A 16,691-nucleotide genomic window follows, 5' to 3' on the forward strand; every position below is an offset into this window, starting at 1 on the left:
ATGCAGACATTACAGAAACCGGTTTCATCTTTTGCATAAAGGAGTGGTGTATGTCTGCTGGCGACAAAATTTCAGTCAGAGAAAAAGTAGGTTATAGCCTGGGGGACGCGGCAAGTCATATCGTGTTTGACTCATCCGTGGCCATCCTGGCCTACTTTTATACCGATATTTATGGTCTACCGCCCGCCGTTATGGGGACGATGTTTTTGCTGGTCCGTCTGCTGGATGCGATTACCGATCCGATTATGGGGGCCATTGCGGATGCCACCTCAACCCGCTGGGGGCGTTTCCGTCCGTGGCTGCTGGCTATTTGCGTCCCATTTGCGGTGAGCTGCGTACTGGTTTACTCCATTCCATCTTTCTCCGATTCAGGCAAAGTGGTTTATGCGGTAGCGGCATATATATTTATGACGTTGATGTATACGGCCATTAATATTCCTTACTGCTCGCTGGGCGCCGCGTTGACTTCCGATCCGCGTGAAAGTCTCTCCCTGCAATCCTGGCGTTTTGCCATCACCCCAATTGGTGGTGCGCTGGGTACCGCATTTATCCTGCCGCTGGCTGACTTTCTTTATCCGGGCGACCGTGCTACCGGGATTCAGGTCTCCATGGCGTTATTCGGTGTTATCGGTTGTCTGATGTTTATTATCTGCTTCGCGACCACCAAGGAACGCGTTCAGCCGATTAAAGAAGAGAATCTGAATATTACTCGTGACGTCAAAATTCTCTTCCGTAACGATCAGTGGCGTATTCTTTCGGTCTACAACTTTATGATGCTGGTTGCCGTGGTGATTCGCGGTGGTGCGGTAGTGTATTACGTCAATAGCGTGCTGAATAAAGGCGCTGATGTGATAACGATATTTATGCTCGGCGGGATGTTTGCCTCAATGCTGGGTTCTGTGCTGGCAAAACCGTTCGGTACGCGTTATTGCAAAATTAAATTTTCCTTCTGGGTTAACCTGATTACTGCTGCGTTGGGCGTAGTGTGCTTTATGGTTCCAGTGCAATATTGGATTCTGGTGCTTGGCGTACATATTCTGATTTCCATCATTCAGGGTGGTAACGGTGCGTTGCAGTGGTCCATGATCACCGATGTCAATAACTATGGCGAATGGAAAACCCAGCGCCGTATTACCGGGATGAACGTCGCGGCCAATATTTTTGTTATCAAACTGGGCGTGGCCGTAGGTGGCGCAATCCTCGGCTGGGTGCTGGCTTACTACCATTATGCCGCTAATACCGCAGTGCAGTCGGCTTCAGCCGTGCAGGGCGTGATGCTGTTGTTTACCCTTGTTCCCTCCGTGTTTTATGTTCTTACCGCAGTATCCATTCGGTTCTATGGCTTAACCGAAAATAAAATGAATGGCATTGTTGATGATTTGAAAAACGGAACTTTCGCAGAATCCTGATAATACAAAAGCAGGTTTAGGGGTTATATAGATTATTTTCTACATAGCCCCTGCTATGCCCAGGATGAAAGAAATAAACAATAACGAAATTAGGGATGGTAATAATGAAAGTGAAATATCTAGCTCTGGTTATTAGTGCCGTATTTTCCACTGGCGTAATGGCAGCAAAAAATAGTCCCTCCGAAGATATTAATAAACGCCTTGCTCAGCTCGAGCAAAGATTAATTAACGCTGAACAACGCGCTGCGGATGCGGAAGCTCAGATCCAGACGCTAACGCAGCAGCAGGCCGTCGCGGCGAAAAATGCCCCGACAGTGAAGGTAGAATCAGCGGAGCCTGTCGCTCCGGGGACTGAACCGACCAAACTGACGCTATCCGGTTATGGCGATATTAAGTTTTATGGCGATGTGGAATTCAATATGGACGGCGCCAGCAGCAGCGGTAGCCTGACTTCGGTAAAAACCTCCGCCAATAAAGACTGGGCACCGGGTAATAACGAGCGCTGGGATATCAACGGTCGTCTGCTGTTGGGTTTTGACGGAATGCGCAAAATGGATAACGGCAATTTTGCCGGTTTTTCCGTCCAGCCGCTGGCCGATCTGACCGGCAAAATGAATCTTGATGATGCGGTCTTCTTCTTTGGCCAGGAGAATGACTGGAAGGTGAAGGTGGGGCGCTTTGAGGCCTACGATATGTTCCCGCTGAATCAGGATACCTTTGTTGAATACTCTGGCAACACCGCCAACGATCTCTACAGCGACGGTTACGGCTATATCTACATGATGAAAGAAGGGCGCGGTCGTAGCAGCAGCGGCGGCAACTTCCTGATGAGCAAAACCGTTGATAACTGGTATTTCGAACTCAATACTTTGTTGGAAAATGGCAGTACGCTGTTCCAGGACGAGCAGTATCACGGTACCGATCTGGAAAATGAGAAAAACGTTGCCTATTTGCGCCCGGTTATTGCGTGGAAAAGCGGGCGCTTCTCCACGGCCATCGCGATGGAAAGCAACGTGGTTAACAATGCCTACGGGTATCACAATGCTAAAGGCCAATGGGTCGACCAGTCCAGCCGTACCGGTTATGGCTACACGATGACATGGAACGGACAAAAAACCGATCCGGAAGATGGCGTCGTGACTAACCTCAACGTGGCTTATATGGACGCTGAGGATGAAACTGACTTCACCGCTGGCGTGAACTCACTGTGGCATGGTTTTGAGCTTGGTTATATTTACGCGCACAACAAAATTGAAAGCTTTAACACCGCCAATTTTGCCGCTAACTGCGATGATAACTGCTGGATCTCCGATCCGGGCGACTACGACATCCACACCATTCATGCTTCGTACCTGTTCCCGAACGTCATGAATATGAAGAACTTCAACGTCTACCTGGGTGCCTACGCGTCATGGATTGAGTCCAATCCGACCCACGGTGACGGTAATGAAGACTCCCGTTACGGCGGCCGTCTCCGCTTCAAATATTTCTTCTGATCAAAACAGAGCCCGCATTTTTGCGGGCTCTGCTCATTATGCCATTTAGCCTCCCACGGAGGCGCGAGTTAACAGGACGACACCATGTTTGACAGTAAAGCGGGAACCCCGCTGGAAGGGTTTGCTGAATTTGCTACCGCCGCCGCCGCCGAAGGCGCGGTGTTGCTGAGAAACGATCGCGGCATGTTGCCGCTTAGCGCTCAGCAGCCCGTGTCAGTGTTTGGCCGCACGCAGATTAACTACTATCGCAGCGGTACCGGTTCGGGCGGGGCGGTCAACGTGGTGAGTCATACCACCTTATTACAGGCTTTACGGGCGCGAAGCAGTGGAACGCTCAATGAGTCACTGGCCGCGCTTTACGAGCAGTGGGTCAATAATCACCCGTTTGATAACGGCGGCGGCGCATGGGCGGCTGAGCCCTGGTTTCAGCAGGAAATGCCGCTGAGCGATGAACAGATTCGTCAGGCGCGAGCCGTTTCAACGCAGGCGGTGATTGTGCTGGGGCGTACCGCAGGTGAAGATCAGGACAATGCTGATGTCGAAGGGGGCTATCGGTTAACCGCTGATGAGATGCGCCTGCTGCACCAGGTGTGCCGTGAGTTTGATGAAGTCGTCGTGGTGCTGAATACCGCCGGACTGATTGATTTGTCGTGGGCCGACGATCCCCTGTTGCGTAAGCACATACGCGCGTTACTGTACGTCTGGCACGGCGGCTCCGATGGCGCGCAGGCGGCAGCCTCGCTACTGTATGGCGATGTGACGCCTTCCGGCAAGCTGGTCGGCAGCATCGTTATGTCGCTGGATGACCATCCGGCATCACCCTGCTGGGGAGCACAAGCGCAAAATCTCTATCAGGAAGATATTTACGTCGGCTATCGCTATTTTGAAACCTTTTGCCCACAACGCCTGCAATTCCCTTTTGGTTTCGGCCTCTCTTATACCCGTTTTACCCTGCAATCAGCGCGGGCAGAAGCTTTCGGCGACCATATTCAGGCGTCGGTGACGGTCACCAATAGTGGCGACGCTTTCTCGGGGAAAGAGGTGGTACAGATTTATCTTCAGGCACCGCAGGGCGTGCTGGGGAAACCTGCGCGCGTGCTGGTGGCTTTCGCCAAAACGCGTCTGTTACAGCCGGGAGAAAGCGAAACCTTAACCCTGCGTATCCCACTGGAGCGCTTTGCCTCGCTGGACGACAGCGGAGCCACCGGACATTCCCATTGCTATGTGATGGAGCCGGGGCTTTACCGCCTGCTGATGGGCAATAGCGTTCGCGATTTGCAATTGCTGACGGTTGACGGCGAAGCCGGGTACACGCAGAAGACGCTGCGGGTCCTCTCTCGCCATCAGCAGGTACTGGCGCCGACGGTGCCGTTTGTACGCATTAAGCCGGTTGCCGATGGCGATGATGGCAGCTATCAGATTGAGTGGGAGGATGTTCCGCGTCAGGAGATTAATCTGCGTGCGCGCATCGAAGAGCGTCTTCCACAGACCATCACGCTCACCGGTAATCAGGGACTGACTCTTAGCGACGTCGCCGAAGGACGCGCTACGATGAACGCGTTTATTGCCCAGCTGTCGGTTGAAGAGCTGGCCTGCCTGGTGCGCGGGGAAGGGATGTGCAGCCATAAAGTGACCCCCGGCGTCGCATCGGCCTTCGGCGGGGTAGCCGACAGCCTGTTGGAAAAAGGCATTCCGCTGGCATCGACCGCCGACGGCCCTTCAGGTATTCGCATGGATAATGGCGCGAAGGCGACCCTGCTCCCCAGCGGCACGCTGCTGGCTTCCAGTTGGGACCCGATTCTCGTTGAACGGCTATATGTCATGGAGGGCAAAGAGCTGTTGCGTAACGGCATCGACCTGCTGCTGGGGCCGGGGATGAATATCCAGCGCCACCCGCTCAACGGCCGCAATTTTGAATATTTCTCCGAAGATCCATTGCTGACCGGGATGATGGCGGCGGCGGTGGTTCGCGGCATTCGCAGCGGCGGCGGAATTGCGACGCTTAAGCACTTTGCCTGCAATAACCAGGAGTTCGCCAGAGCCAAAGCGGACTCGGTGGTGTCGGAGCGCGCGCTGCGTGAAATCTACCTCAAAGGCTTTGAGTACGCGGTGAAATCCGGCGGCGCTAGCGCGGTGATGACCGCCTATAACCCGGTCAATGGCCATCACGCTGCCTCTAATTACGATCTGACCACCACCGTGCTGCGCGAGGAGTGGGGCTTTCGCGGGATTGTGATGACCGACTGGTGGGCAACGATGAACGATCCGGTCAGCGGCGGCGCGGCAAGCACCCACAACACTGCGGCGATGATCCGCGCGCAGAACGATCTTTATATGGTGGTGAATAATAACGGCGCGGAGGTTAATGCGGGCGGGGATAATACTCTGGAGGCGCTGGCAAAAGGCCAATTAACCCTGGGCGAGCTTCAGCGCTGTGCGATCAATATTCTCGACTTTATCATGCAGACCCAGGTCTTTAAACGCGGGGATAAACCGCGTGCGGATATCATTCGCCTGGTGGCAGAACCCGGGCGCGCTGGAACCTGTCAGGGGGCAATTAAAATTGCCGAGCAGTCGCGGCTGCGCTATGACGAAGATCTGGTGTTGAGCGTTGAACAGACGGCGATTTATGACGTACTGGTGAGCGTGTACGCTAACGGCGCGGCGCTGGCGCAAACCGCCTGCAATCTGCTGCTTAATGACCAGTTTGTGGCGACGATCCAGACCAACGGCACCCTCGGGCGAGAAATCGTACAGAAGCTGTGTCGGCTTGAGCTGCAACCGGGAAAATATCGCGTCGGCTTTGATTTTATCAAACCGGGTCTGGTGGTGGACTGGCTGGAGCTGAGACACGTTAGCGATTAACCATTGTTGACGTTGAGATAGTGTGCTCGCATTTCTGCCGGGCGGCGGCTAGCGCCTTGCCCGGCCTACATTTTTCTGCGATATCAGCGAAGCTGGTCGCATCGCCTGAATTATCTTGCCCCATATTGGTGCGCTTGCTGCCGGAGTAAGCGAGAAATAAGCAAACTATCTGATTATTTTATGTGCGATCAAGCGATGTGATGTGATGGCGTTGCGCGACGTAGCGGCATGACGTTACCTGGCATAATTAATGCTTATCTCTTCCCGGGATTACCCCAAAGTGAGTACAACCGGAGGAGACGGCCATGATAAAAATAACGCTTCCTGACGGGCATTATTATGATGAGATGCTTACCGCGCAGGGAGAGCAGCGTCAGCACTATAACGCCTGGTGGCAATGGTTTCGCAGCACCGATCAATTCTCTATCCGGCAGAAAAAAGAGCAGGCGGAACTGCTCTTTCACCGTATCGGCATCACCTTTAACGTCTATGGCGAAGATGAAGGGACCGAGCGCCTGATCCCCTTTGATAGCGTGCCGCGCATTATTCCTGCTGGAGAGTGGCAGCGACTTGATCGCGGCATTCGCCAGCGGGTAAAAGCGCTCAACGCTTTCCTTTACGATATCTACCACGAGCAAAATATCCTCCGCGCGGGGCTGATTCCGGCACAGCAGGTGCTGGCGAACGAACAGTATCAGCCCTGCATGCAGGGGATCAATTTACCCAACAATACCTACGCCCATATCACCGGGGTGGATATGGTGCGTAATAACGACGGCCAGTATTACGTGCTGGAGGACAATCTGCGCACGCCTTCCGGCGTCTCGTATATGCTCGAAAACCGCAAAATGATGATGCGGTTGTATCCCGAAATGTTCGAACAGCACCATATTGCGCCAGTGGAGCGCTATCCCAGTTATTTATTGCAAACACTGCGCGAAAGCTCGCCGGTGGACGACCCGTGCGTGGTGGTGATGACGCCGGGGCGGTTTAATAGCGCCTATTTTGAGCACAGCTTTCTGGCCCAGCAGATGGGGGTTGAGCTGGTAGAGAGCGCCGATCTGTTTATTAAAACCGGGGCGGTGTATATGCGCACCACCGAGGGGCCGCGACGCGTCGATGTGATTTACCGCCGTATTGATGATGACTATCTTGACCCGCTGGCCTTCCGCGCCGACTCCATGCTAGGCGTACCTGGGCTTCTGTCGGTGTATCGCGCCGGAGGCGTGGTGCTGGCGAATGCTATCGGTACCGGCGTCGCCGACGATAAATCGATCTATCCCTACGTGCCGGAGATGATTCGCTTCTATCTGGGCGAGCAGCCGATCCTGAGCAACATTCCTACCTGGCAATGCCGTAAAGCAGAAGACCTCAGCTACGTGCTGAGCAACCTTGAGCTGATGGTGGTTAAAGAGGTTCACGGCGCAGGCGGCTACGGCATGCTGGTTGGCCCGCGCTCAACCAAAGAGGAGCGCGAGGCGTTTCGCCAGCGCCTGCTGGCGAACCCGGCGAATTATATCGCTCAGGACACTCTGGCGCTGTCGACTTGCCCGACCTTTATCGACGAGGGTCTGGCGCCGCGCCATATCGATTTGCGGCCCTATGTGCTTTCGGGGCAAGAGATCCGCCTGGTGCCCGGCGGGCTCACGCGGGTGGCGCTAACCGAAGGCTCGTTGGTGGTGAACTCGTCCCAGGGCGGCGGCACCAAGGATACCTGGGTGATGGAGGATGATGAATCATGTTAAGCCGCACAGCGAGTGAACTCTTCTGGATGGCGCGCTACCTTGAGCGCGCAGAAAGCTATGCCCGGGTGCTGGATGTCACCTGGAAGCTGTCGATGATCCCGCGCCACAGCCAGCAGTCGCGGGATTTAGCCTTACCGCTAAATTTGTCGCTGACCCATGAGCTGTTTCAGGCGCGCCACGCGCGTTTCACCATGAGCAACCTGCTCAATTTTTTCGCCCTCGATGGCAACAACCCGTACAGCATTTTTAGCTGCGTCGAGATGGCGTGGAACAACGCCCACGCGGTGCGCGGTAGCCTGTCGGCGGAAGTGTGGGAGAGCATCAACGCCACGCGAATTGAGCTGCGCAAACTGCGCCAGCGGGGAATCAGCGAGCTGGGCAACGACGCTTTTTTCGAATGGGTGAAAGAGCGGGTGCATCTGTTTCGCGGTGCGATACTTGGCACGCTGCTGCGCAATGATGCGCTCAGCTTCATCGGCATCGGTACGCTGATCGAGCGGGCGTCCTCCACCGCGCAACTGTTGTTGATTAAGGATCAGCAGTTAACCAACGATCCGGACCCGGTCCGCGAGTATTACCGCCTGGATACGCTGCTCAACGCGGTCAGCGCCCGCGAGGCGTATAACAGCATTTATCGCCAGCCGGTGAGTCGCGAAACGGTGATGGAATTGTTGATTCTACGTAACGATGTACCCCGTTCGCTGCGCGCCAGTATTTCCGATCTGGTCGGGCAACTGGAACAGATCGCCAACGATCGGTCACACCTACCGCTGCGCCTGGCGCATCAGCTCAACGTCGATTTACGCTTTAGTACTCGCGACGATCTGGTTCAGGCGGATTTACAGGTCACTCTCAATGAACTGCTGGCGCGAATTAACGCGCTTTCAGACAGTATCAGACAAACTTATCTGGAGGCGTTATGAAACTGGTTATCGATCACCTGACCCGCTACGGCTACGATGAAGAAGTGAAGTTTTCTACCCAGTACTTACGCCTGACCCCGCGCAGCACCGGGCGGCAGAAAATTGCTTCCTGGACGCTGACTCTGCCGGAGGGGGCGGCGGTCACCACCACCGATGCGTGGGGCAACGTCCTGCACGTCTTGACGCTGGATAATCCGCATAGCGAGATGACTATCCGCGCCAGCGGGGTCGTTGACATCGCTGAAGACGGTGAGGATATCGGCGTCGATGAACAGGAGTTGCTGTCACCGCTGGTCTTTTTACGCAGTACGCCGCTGACCCGCGCCGATGGTCCGATTCGCGAATTTGCTCAGCGCTGGTATCAGGCTGGCGCCCAGGAAGAGAGCCTGAACCGGTTAATGGCGGAACTGCTGATTAGGATGCCATACTCGCCGGGAGCGACGCAGGTGCAGGATTCCGCCGCCGATGCGTTTGCGCGGGCGAAAGGCGTTTGCCAGGATCATACTCACGTGTTCCTCGCCTGCTGCAGGGCGCTGGAGATCCCGGCGCGCTACGTCAGTGGCTATGTTTACAGCGATAACGCCCAGCATGTCGCCATGCACGCGTGGGCTGAAGTATGGCTAAACGGGCGCTGGCTGTCGTTTGATATCACCAATAATACCCGCAGGCTGAACCAGCATCTGCGGCTGGCGACCGGGCTGGACTACCTTGATGCCTGCCCGGTACGCGGCACCCGTCTCGGCGGCGGTGGCGAAATTATGTTAACCAACGCTGAAGTGCGCGAACATTCGCAACAGGCGCAGCAGCAATAACGGCAGGAACGAAAACGATGACCTACTGTGTGGCCATGTGCTTGTCAGATGGACTGGTATTTGCCTCAGACTCCCGCACCAATGCGGGAGTGGACCATATTGCAACCTTTAAAAAACTGCACGTTTTCCATCAGGACGGCGAACGGGTCATGGTGCTGCAATCTGCAGGTAACCTGGCCACAACCCAGAGCGTGATCAGCCTGCTCAGCGGGCGCATTCGCACCCAGCAGGAGCCGAATCTGATGCAGGTGACTTCGCTTTACGATGCAGCGATGTTGATCGGCAAAACCCTGCAGGAGGTGATTCAGCGCGACAGCAGCAATCAACAAAACTGTGGTAACACCAACTTCAACTGCAATCTACTGCTTGGCGGGCAGATTGCCGGGGAAACGCACCGCCTGTTTCACATCTATCCGGAAGGTAACTTTATCGAAGCCACCCGCGATACGCCTTATTTCCAGATTGGCGAGAGTAAATACGGCAAACCGATTATTGATCGAGTGCTGACGGTGGAGACGCCGCTGGAGCAGGCGATGTGTTGTGCGCTGATTTCCATTGATTCAACGCTGCGCAGCAATCTGTCGGTGGGCCTGCCGCTGGATACGCTGCTTTATCGCAGCGGTAGCCTGAGCAGCGCCGGGCAACATCGCATTACCGAAAGCGATCCTTACTTCAACAGCATTCGTAAAGCGTGGTCCGAAGGGTTGCAAAGCACTTTTTTGACGCTGCCGCCGTTCACGCCAGGCGGCCAGGGTCAGGTGGAAAAGTAGCGTCCCGGCGTCATGCCGGTCATGGTGCGAAAAAAGTAGATAAAGGCGCTATCGCTGGCGAAGTCAAGCGCCTGGGCTGTATCGGTAATGCGCTTTCCGGTTGCCAGCATCTCGACGGCTTTCATTAATCGCCACTGTTGACGCCATTGCTGGTAGGTTATGCCGGTATCGCGGCGAAACAGCCGACTAATGGTTTTTTCGCTGGCACCGCAGCGGGCAGCCAAATCCCTAAGCGTTGGCGGTAATGCGATGCCTGAAAGCATCGCCAGCCGTTTATCCTGCGGTAGCGCGAGCATCATCGGTTCCCGGGCTGCCGCGTTAATTTCGGCCTGACACAAGGCGGCAAGATACCGTGCCGGCTCGGCTTCCCAGTCGGTATCCCAGGGGCTGGCGCTGATGCGTTCTAATAGCTCGCGCAGCAGCGGCACAACGTTCAATATCGCCGACTGGGGCGGCAGTGCGGGGTAGCGCTGCGGCTGAAACCAGACAGAACGGTAGTCGACAATGTTTTTCATCTCCGCGCGATGGGGAATCCCCGCCGGGATCCACGCCGCCCGCCCTGGCGGAAGCAGACACAGCAGAGCGCCATCGTTGAGCGTCAATCGCACGCATCCCTGACGGGTAAATAGAATCTGCGCCATTCCATGCTGGTGAGTACCAGAATCGTGATCCCCTAATGCTGATTGCACGCCAATCAGGCTGTTTGTTAATGCATCCGGATTGAATGCCGCCTTCGCGTCAAGCCAGGCCATAATGTCCGATTTCCGATATTTAAAGTCATTATGTTTATAATGTTCGATAAATCGCTTACCTACAATAGCGCCTCTTATTATCAGGAGGTGGATATGTTGGGGCATTCTGCGATGGTGCTGGTCACCGCACTGCTGATGTTCCCGCAAATTGCGGAAACGATTTATAGCCCGGCGCTGACCGATATCAGCACCCATTTTTCCGTTAGTGCGCCGCAGGCGGCGCAAACGCTTTCCGTCTACTTTATCGGTTTTGCCGCAGGCGTTCTGTTCTGGGGCGGATTTAGCGATCGCTACGGTCGGCGTCCGGCGTTACTGGCCGGGTTAGGCGTTTACGCGATGGGGTGTCTGATGGCCCTGTGGGTGGCGGATTTTTCGCTGTTGTTAATGGCGCGGATAGTCACAGCCTTCGGCGCGGCGACCGGTTCAGTGGTGACGCAGACGGTTCTGCGGGACTGTTTTAGCGGGCGACAGCTGGCGGGTATTTTTTCGTTTATCGGCCTGGCGCTGGCGGTGAGTCCGGCTATCGGGGTGTATATCGGCGGCGGGCTCACTGCCATCTGGGGCATGCGCGGCGTGTTTAGCGCTCTGGCGCTTCTGGCTGCAGCGCTTTTGCTGTGTAGCCTGTGGTTGATGCCGGAAACGCGGCCAAAAAATGTCGGGGGAGGGGCGTTTCTTGCCGTGCTGCGACGGATGGTTGTTGATAAAAAAATTGCGCTGGCGGCAATACTGATCGCGGCATTTAACGTCAGCCTGTTTAGCTATTACAGCCTGGCTCCCTTTATTTTTGCCAGTCCGGGGCTGGATGCTCTGACGTTTGGCTATAGCGGGATGGCGCTGGCTGCCGGTTCGCTGCTCGGCGCGCTGCTTAACCGCCGGCTGCTGCGCCTGAATGTTTCGCTGGGGCGGATACTGACGATTGCGTGCTTTTTTCATCTGGTCGGCGGCATCGCGGTGTACGCACTGCGGGAATCAATATGGTTTGTTCTGCCGGTATCGTTGGTCACTCTCGCTTATGCGATGGCGATCCCGCTGGTGCTGGGGTCGGCGCTGAGCGCCTACGGCGACTGCCGGGGCACCGCTGGCGCCTTTTTCGGCCTGTTTTATTATGTGCTGATTGGCGCCGGTCTGCTGGCTGCCGGATGGGGGCAATCGCTGGGGGCAGCGTTACTGACTTGTGCCGGACTGAGCATTATTGCGGGATGGCGATATATCACTCCTCTCCACAAGGAGTAAGGCCGATTTCTGGCAAAGCTAAGTGATTTAAATTCTTTGTTATTTAACGCGTTATCTCACATCTTCGGGGGAGCAAAACGATAACGCGAAAAGGTAGTGGCAGGAATGGCAAAAAACAGGTCGGTCTATTTGCACCCGCAGCAGCGAGAGCGGATTCATCATCTTTCCCGTAGCTGGCTGTGGCGAAGTGAACTGCCGACCTGGCTACTGATTTTTGCGATTTACGGCGGCTGGTTTTCCTCGCTGATCTGGTGGCGGGCGCTGGGGCTTTTTCCTGCCACGTTGCTGCTTATCTGGTTTACCGCCTGGTACATGTCCTTGCAGCATGAGCTTATCCACGGTCATCCCACCTCGCGCCCGTGGTTTAATCAGCTTCTGGGGATGCTGCCGCTGGCGGTCTGGTATCCCTATGGCCTGTATCGCGACTCGCATCTGGCGCATCATCATAACCATCTGCTGACTCAGCCCGTTGATGACCCGGAATCCTACTATTTTACCCCGCAGAGCTGGCAACGTTTTGCCCCCTGGCAGCGCAAGCTTATTCATCTGCGTAATACGTTTATTGGCAGGTTGCTGGTGGCGCCGCTGCTGGATATTGCCCAAACCCTCGCGAGCGCGCTCGCGGCGTTTCGTCGCCGACAGCTTAAAACAATGGCGATGTGGCTGGTTCACGGCCTGCTGCTGGTGGCACTGTTTTCGTGGATGGCGCAGCAGGGGTTTTCGCCGCTCTATTTTGTGCTGGCTGTCAGCTATCCGGCGCTGGCGTTGACCAAAGTTCGCTCCTTCCTTGAACATCGTGCAGCGGATGATCCGTTGGCCCGTTCGGTGATTAATGAAGCCGGGCTGGTCTGGCGAGTGCTGTTTTTGAATCTCAATTACCATTCAGTGCATCACGATTTACCGGGCGTGCCGTGGTACGGGCTGCGAAATATCTATCTGCATCATCAGGCGGATTACCAGCAGCGTAACGGTGGGTTTGTGGTACGTGGATACGGTGAATGGCTGCGGCGTTTTTTGGCGAAATCGGTGGAGGTGAATGCCCATCCCGGTTTTAACCAGCAGAGTAAGGGGGATGAACATCATGAGTGAACGGCTGGCGTTTCCGATGTATGCGGTAAATGAGCAGGATACCCTGGCGCTATGGTGGGCGGTCCGGGAACTGCTGGCGGCGCGCGGCGTGGCGGCTGAAGATATGCTGTCATATTCGGTTCCCGAAGATCTGTTGGGGCATTGGCGAAACCCGGAGCTGCTGCTGAGTCAGACCTGCGGCTATCCGCTGGTGACGCGGCTAGCGGATGTACAAACGGTGGGCTGTTTTCACTATTCGGCGCCGGGCTGCGAAGGGCGAAATTACCGTAGTCTGCTGGTGGTGCGGGAAGCGCAGAGCCGGCAGACGCTGGCTGATTTTCGCGGGCGTCGGGTGGCGTGTAATTCGCCGGATTCGCAGTCCGGTTATAACGTGCTGTTAAAAATGGTCACGCCGCTATCGCGCGATGGGCGTTTCTTTTCAACGGTGGTGTTCAGCGGCAGCCACCGGCAATCGCTGCGCGAGCTTCAACAGAGAACGGCGGATATCGCCGCCATTGATTGCGTGACCTGGGCGCTGTTACAGCGTCATCAGCCCGATGCGCTGGCGGGGCTGGCGGTTATTGCGCATAGCCCGTTGGCGCCGGGATTGCCGCTGATTACTTCGGCAAAGACCCCGGCGGCGACGTTGGGTGTGCTCAGAGAGGCGCTGCAGCAGTTGGTTAGCGATGAACACTATCGGTCGCTTTGCGAAGCGCTGTTTATCAGCGGCTATAGCGATATACGGCGTGAGAGCTACCTGCCGCTGCTGGCGTGGCGCGAAGACGTTGCGGCGCGGGGCCTCGCGCGGCTATAAGCGCTTTCCCGGAGGCGGCGCTTGACGCGCCTGTCCGGGCTACCGTCCTGCAGACGGCGCGGAACCCGTAGCCCGGTCAGCGCAGCGCCACCGGGACGAAGCAGCGCATGATGTATCAGGTTTGGCTCATTTCCCGGAGGCGGCGCTTGACGCGCCTAGTCTGGGCTACCGTCTTGCAGAGGGCTGTGAACCCGTAGCTTGGTCAACGCAGCGCTACCGGGAAGAAACCGCACCGAAGTTTCAGACACAGCATATTCCCCGGAGGCGGCGCTTGACACACCTGTCCGGGCTACCGTCCCGCAGAGGTCGGTGAAACCGTAGCCCGGTCAGCGCAGCGCCAGCGGGAAGAAACCGCGCTGAGGTTTCAGACACAGCACATTCCCCGGAGGCGGCGCTTGACGCGCCTGTCCGGGCTACCAGCCCGCAGAGGTCGGGGAACCCGTAGCCCCGGTAAGGCGCTAGCCGCTACCGGGGAATAGCTGCGCTATGACTCCTGCGGTTTGCCATCCCGGCGGGCGAAACTGTTTTCGACGACTGGCAGACCAAGCTTTTCGCGCAGGGTTCCGGACGGGTAGCATTCCCGCATCGCGCCGCTGCGTTGCAGAATAGGCACTACCTGCTCAATAAAGCGGTCAAAATCTCCCGGCAGCAGCGGGAACATCAGGTTGAAACCGTCAGCCGCGCCAGCGCGCCAGGTTTCCGTCAATGCGCTGGCGACCTCCTCGGCGCTGCCGATCAGCAGCCAGCTATCGGAACTTTGTAACAGCTGCTTGCCTAACTCCAGGACTGTCAACTGCGGATCGTAATCGCGAATAAGCTTGAGCGCGGTGCGGATCCCATCAAACGACGCCTCATCTGGCAGCGGCGGCAGCGGTTGGTCAACGGGATAAGCGGATAAATCCATGCGCAGATAGGAAGAGAGCAGGTCGATGGCCATCTGGTCGCTCATCAACTGCTCGTTAAGCCGCTGGCGCTCCTCTTTTTCCGCATTTGAATTGACCACCACTGGTAAAACCCCGGCGATGATTTTGAAATGCGCCGGATCGCGCCCGTGGCTGCGCAACCGCTGGTTCATCTCTTCGCGGTAGGCCAACCCCTCTTCAATAGATTTGATAAACACAAAATGCATATCGGACCAGGCGGCAGCGAGATTTTTACCTGCCTCTGATGACCCGGCCTGCACCAGCACCGGATGTCCCTGCGGCGGACGCGGCACGTTTAGCGGTCCACGAACGCGGAAGAACTCGCCCTTAAAGTCGAGATGATGCACCTTGCGCGAATCGGCAAACAGCCCACTGGCTTTGTCGTAGAGCACCGCGCCGTCCTCCCACGAATCCCATAATCGTGTGACAACATCAATAAATTCCCCCGCGCGCTGGTAGCGATTGCCGTGTTGCGGGAGCTGGTCAAGACCGAAATTGGCCGCTTCCTCCTCCAGCCACGAGGTGACAATATTCCAGCTGGCTCGTCCGTTGCTGAGAAAGTCGAGAGAGGCAAAATAGCGAGCGAGATTATAGGGCTCGTTATAAGAGGTGGAGGCCGTTGCCATCAAACCAATATGTTCCGTCACCGCCGCGAGGGCGGAAAGCAGAGTAATAGGTTCGAGCCGGGCGTTGGCGTAGTGGGTTAAACCGCTGGGCACGGTATCCCAGATGGAGATATGGTCGGCGACAAAAATAGCATCGAGGGTGGCGGCCTCGGCTTTGCGGGCTAGGCCGGCATAGTACTTGAGGCTGAAGATTTCTTTCTCCGGCGCCAGCGGGTGACGCCAGGAAAAGCGGTAGTCACCCTGCGGATTGAAGAAGAAAAGGTTCAGGATCATATGATTATTTGGCATTTTCTCGGCTCAGTTGGAGGTAATGCCTTCCCTGGCTCGGCGGCAATCAGTTGCCATTGAGGTTCGTTTTGACCCACTGTTCGGCTACCGCCGCCGGGTCTTTATGCTGTAAATCGACCTGCTGGTTAAGCTCGATCAGCGCGGCGTTGTTGAGCTTGTCGGAGACCTTGTTAAGCACTTCGCTGATTTTGGGCGTCAGGCTGGCTTTGCGTACCAGCGGCACCACGTTCTGGCTCGGCTGTTCATGTTTATCATCCTCCAGCACCACCCAATCTTCTTTGGCGAGGTTACCCTGGGTTGAAACTACCGTGGCGACGTCGATTTTGCCGGAGTTCAGCGCCAGACGGGTCAGCGGACCGCCCATATCCAGAGATTTCACTGCTTTAAACTCAAGCCCATAGACGCGCTTCAGGCCCGGCAGGCCAAGGGCGCGCACCGGGAATTCCGGTGGTCCGCCGATGACCAGTTGCGGCGCGATAGGCTGAAGGTCGGAAAGCTTGCTGAGATGATATTTTTTCGCCGTTTCTGCCCGCACGGCCCAGGCGGTAATGGACGACGCCGGAGAGGGATCCAGTAGCGTAAAATCAGCAGGCAGCGCTTTGGCTAACTCCGCGCTAACGTCGCTCTGGCTGGTGGCCAGCGTTTTGCCGTCGTAATAGTTCAGCAGGGCGCCGAGATATTCCGGAACGATATCAATTTCGCCGCTCTGCAAAGCCGGAATAATAATCTCGCGATTGCCAAGGTTAAGACGGGTTTTTACTTCAATATCATTTTTCTTTAGGGCGCTGGCGTAAATATTGGCGAGAATTGAACTTTCGGTAAAATTCGCGCCGCCAATTGTGATGCTCTGAGCCAGAGAGCTAAAACTTAAGCTTAATAATCCTGCGGCGAAAACCGAAAGACGGAAGTGACGACGTGCGGGAATGCCAAATAGCTGCTTCATAATGCCTCTTTACCTGCAGGTGGT

General features: G+C 56.1%; 13 protein-coding genes. 10 read left to right on the forward strand and 3 right to left on the reverse strand.

Annotation, left to right across the window (positions count from 1 at the left end; translation table 11 throughout):
* The first annotated feature begins 50 nt into the window (after positions 1-50).
* From AC07P6_RS12085 to AC07P6_RS12115, 7 genes are all read left to right on the forward strand, one after another.
* Positions 51-1,409: a glycoside-pentoside-hexuronide (GPH):cation symporter gene (locus AC07P6_RS12085; RefSeq protein ID WP_434662918.1), complete on the forward strand. Its 1,359-nt coding sequence runs from the start codon at positions 51-53 to the stop codon at positions 1,407-1,409.
* Between the two features lie 104 nt (positions 1,410-1,513).
* Positions 1,514-2,905, forward strand: a complete 1,392-nt coding sequence (locus tag AC07P6_RS12090; RefSeq protein WP_478316426.1) for a carbohydrate porin — start codon at positions 1,514-1,516, stop codon at positions 2,903-2,905.
* 84 nt (positions 2,906-2,989) lie between these two features.
* A complete protein-coding gene (locus AC07P6_RS12095) occupies positions 2,990-5,770 on the forward strand; it encodes a glycoside hydrolase family 3 protein (protein WP_478316428.1) in 2,781 nt (926 codons plus the stop codon).
* Between the two features lie 305 nt (positions 5,771-6,075).
* A complete protein-coding gene (locus AC07P6_RS12100) occupies positions 6,076-7,515 on the forward strand; it encodes a circularly permuted type 2 ATP-grasp protein (protein WP_181485837.1) in 1,440 nt (479 codons plus the stop codon).
* Positions 7,509-8,438, forward strand: coding sequence for an alpha-E domain-containing protein (locus tag AC07P6_RS12105; RefSeq protein WP_182239514.1), 930 nt, complete (start codon positions 7,509-7,511; stop codon positions 8,436-8,438). Before AC07P6_RS12100 ends, AC07P6_RS12105 begins: the two co-directional genes overlap by 7 nt.
* Entirely contained in the window at positions 8,435-9,250 is an 816-nt protein-coding gene (locus AC07P6_RS12110) for a transglutaminase family protein (RefSeq protein ID WP_181485839.1), read from the forward strand. The genes AC07P6_RS12105 and AC07P6_RS12110 overlap by 4 nt, the downstream gene beginning before the upstream one ends.
* A 17-nt stretch (positions 9,251-9,267) precedes the next feature.
* Positions 9,268-10,020, forward strand: coding sequence for a proteasome-type protease (locus AC07P6_RS12115; protein ID WP_182239510.1), 753 nt, complete (start codon positions 9,268-9,270; stop codon positions 10,018-10,020).
* Here AC07P6_RS12115 and AC07P6_RS12120 read toward each other — a convergent pair.
* Positions 10,005-10,772 (reverse strand): AraC family transcriptional regulator, encoded by a 768-nt coding sequence (locus AC07P6_RS12120; RefSeq protein ID WP_304259844.1) that lies wholly within the window; start codon positions 10,770-10,772, stop codon positions 10,005-10,007. The two genes, AC07P6_RS12115 and AC07P6_RS12120, sit on opposite strands and share 16 nt — an antisense overlap.
* Before the next feature lie 93 nt (positions 10,773-10,865).
* Between AC07P6_RS12120 and AC07P6_RS12125 the strand changes: the two genes are divergently transcribed.
* The 3 genes from AC07P6_RS12125 to AC07P6_RS12135 all read left to right on the forward strand — a co-directional run bounded on the left by AC07P6_RS12125 (position 10,866) and on the right by AC07P6_RS12135 (position 13,887).
* Positions 10,866-12,005, forward strand: coding sequence for an MFS transporter (locus tag AC07P6_RS12125; RefSeq protein ID WP_478316432.1), 1,140 nt, complete (start codon positions 10,866-10,868; stop codon positions 12,003-12,005).
* 105 nt (positions 12,006-12,110) lie between these two features.
* Positions 12,111-13,094 carry a fatty acid desaturase gene (locus AC07P6_RS12130; protein WP_478316434.1) on the forward strand — a complete coding sequence of 328 codons (984 nt, stop codon included), beginning with the start codon at positions 12,111-12,113 and terminating at the stop codon, positions 13,092-13,094.
* Positions 13,087-13,887 (forward strand): phosphate/phosphite/phosphonate ABC transporter substrate-binding protein, encoded by an 801-nt coding sequence (locus tag AC07P6_RS12135; RefSeq protein ID WP_478316436.1) that lies wholly within the window; start codon positions 13,087-13,089, stop codon positions 13,885-13,887. The genes AC07P6_RS12130 and AC07P6_RS12135 overlap by 8 nt, the downstream gene beginning before the upstream one ends.
* 484 nt (positions 13,888-14,371) lie before the next feature.
* On the opposite strand, the gene AC07P6_RS12140 is transcribed toward AC07P6_RS12135, so the two are convergent.
* The gene (locus tag AC07P6_RS12140; protein WP_478316438.1) at positions 14,372-15,724 is read right to left on the reverse strand and encodes an LLM class flavin-dependent oxidoreductase; all 1,353 of its coding nucleotides are present in this window, start codon (positions 15,722-15,724) and stop codon (positions 14,372-14,374) included.
* Between the two features lie 46 nt (positions 15,725-15,770).
* Complete coding sequence (locus tag AC07P6_RS12145) at positions 15,771-16,667, reverse strand: ABC transporter substrate-binding protein (protein WP_434662945.1); 897 nt, start codon at positions 16,665-16,667, stop codon at positions 15,771-15,773.
* Positions 16,668-16,691: the final 24 nt, after the last annotated feature.

It is taken from the genome of Klebsiella sp. GFKo11 (genome assembly GCF_056490265.1).

Excerpts from the sequence above, each read along its gene's own strand:
- AC07P6_RS12090 (WP_478316426.1), top strand. The coding sequence starts at position 1,514 with ATGAAAGTGAAATATCTAGCTCTGGTTATTAGTGCCGTATTTTCCACT.
- AC07P6_RS12085 (WP_434662918.1), top strand. The coding sequence starts at position 51 with ATGTCTGCTGGCGACAAAATTTCAGTCAGAGAAAAAGTAGGTTATAGC.
- AC07P6_RS12110 (WP_181485839.1), top strand. The coding sequence starts at position 8,435 with ATGAAACTGGTTATCGATCACCTGACCCGCTACGGCTACGATGAAGAA.
- AC07P6_RS12105 (WP_182239514.1), top strand. The coding sequence starts at position 7,509 with ATGTTAAGCCGCACAGCGAGTGAACTCTTCTGGATGGCGCGCTACCTT.
- AC07P6_RS12100 (WP_181485837.1), top strand. The coding sequence starts at position 6,076 with ATGATAAAAATAACGCTTCCTGACGGGCATTATTATGATGAGATGCTT.
- AC07P6_RS12095 (WP_478316428.1), top strand. The coding sequence starts at position 2,990 with ATGTTTGACAGTAAAGCGGGAACCCCGCTGGAAGGGTTTGCTGAATTT.
- AC07P6_RS12135 (WP_478316436.1), top strand. The coding sequence starts at position 13,087 with ATGAGTGAACGGCTGGCGTTTCCGATGTATGCGGTAAATGAGCAGGAT.
- AC07P6_RS12140 (WP_478316438.1), bottom strand. The coding sequence starts at position 15,724 with ATGCCAAATAATCATATGATCCTGAACCTTTTCTTCTTCAATCCGCAG.
- AC07P6_RS12145 (WP_434662945.1), bottom strand. The coding sequence starts at position 16,667 with ATGAAGCAGCTATTTGGCATTCCCGCACGTCGTCACTTCCGTCTTTCG.
- AC07P6_RS12130 (WP_478316434.1), top strand. The coding sequence starts at position 12,111 with ATGGCAAAAAACAGGTCGGTCTATTTGCACCCGCAGCAGCGAGAGCGG.
- AC07P6_RS12125 (WP_478316432.1), top strand. The coding sequence starts at position 10,866 with ATGTTGGGGCATTCTGCGATGGTGCTGGTCACCGCACTGCTGATGTTC.
- AC07P6_RS12115 (WP_182239510.1), top strand. The coding sequence starts at position 9,268 with ATGACCTACTGTGTGGCCATGTGCTTGTCAGATGGACTGGTATTTGCC.
- AC07P6_RS12120 (WP_304259844.1), bottom strand. The coding sequence starts at position 10,772 with ATGGCCTGGCTTGACGCGAAGGCGGCATTCAATCCGGATGCATTAACA.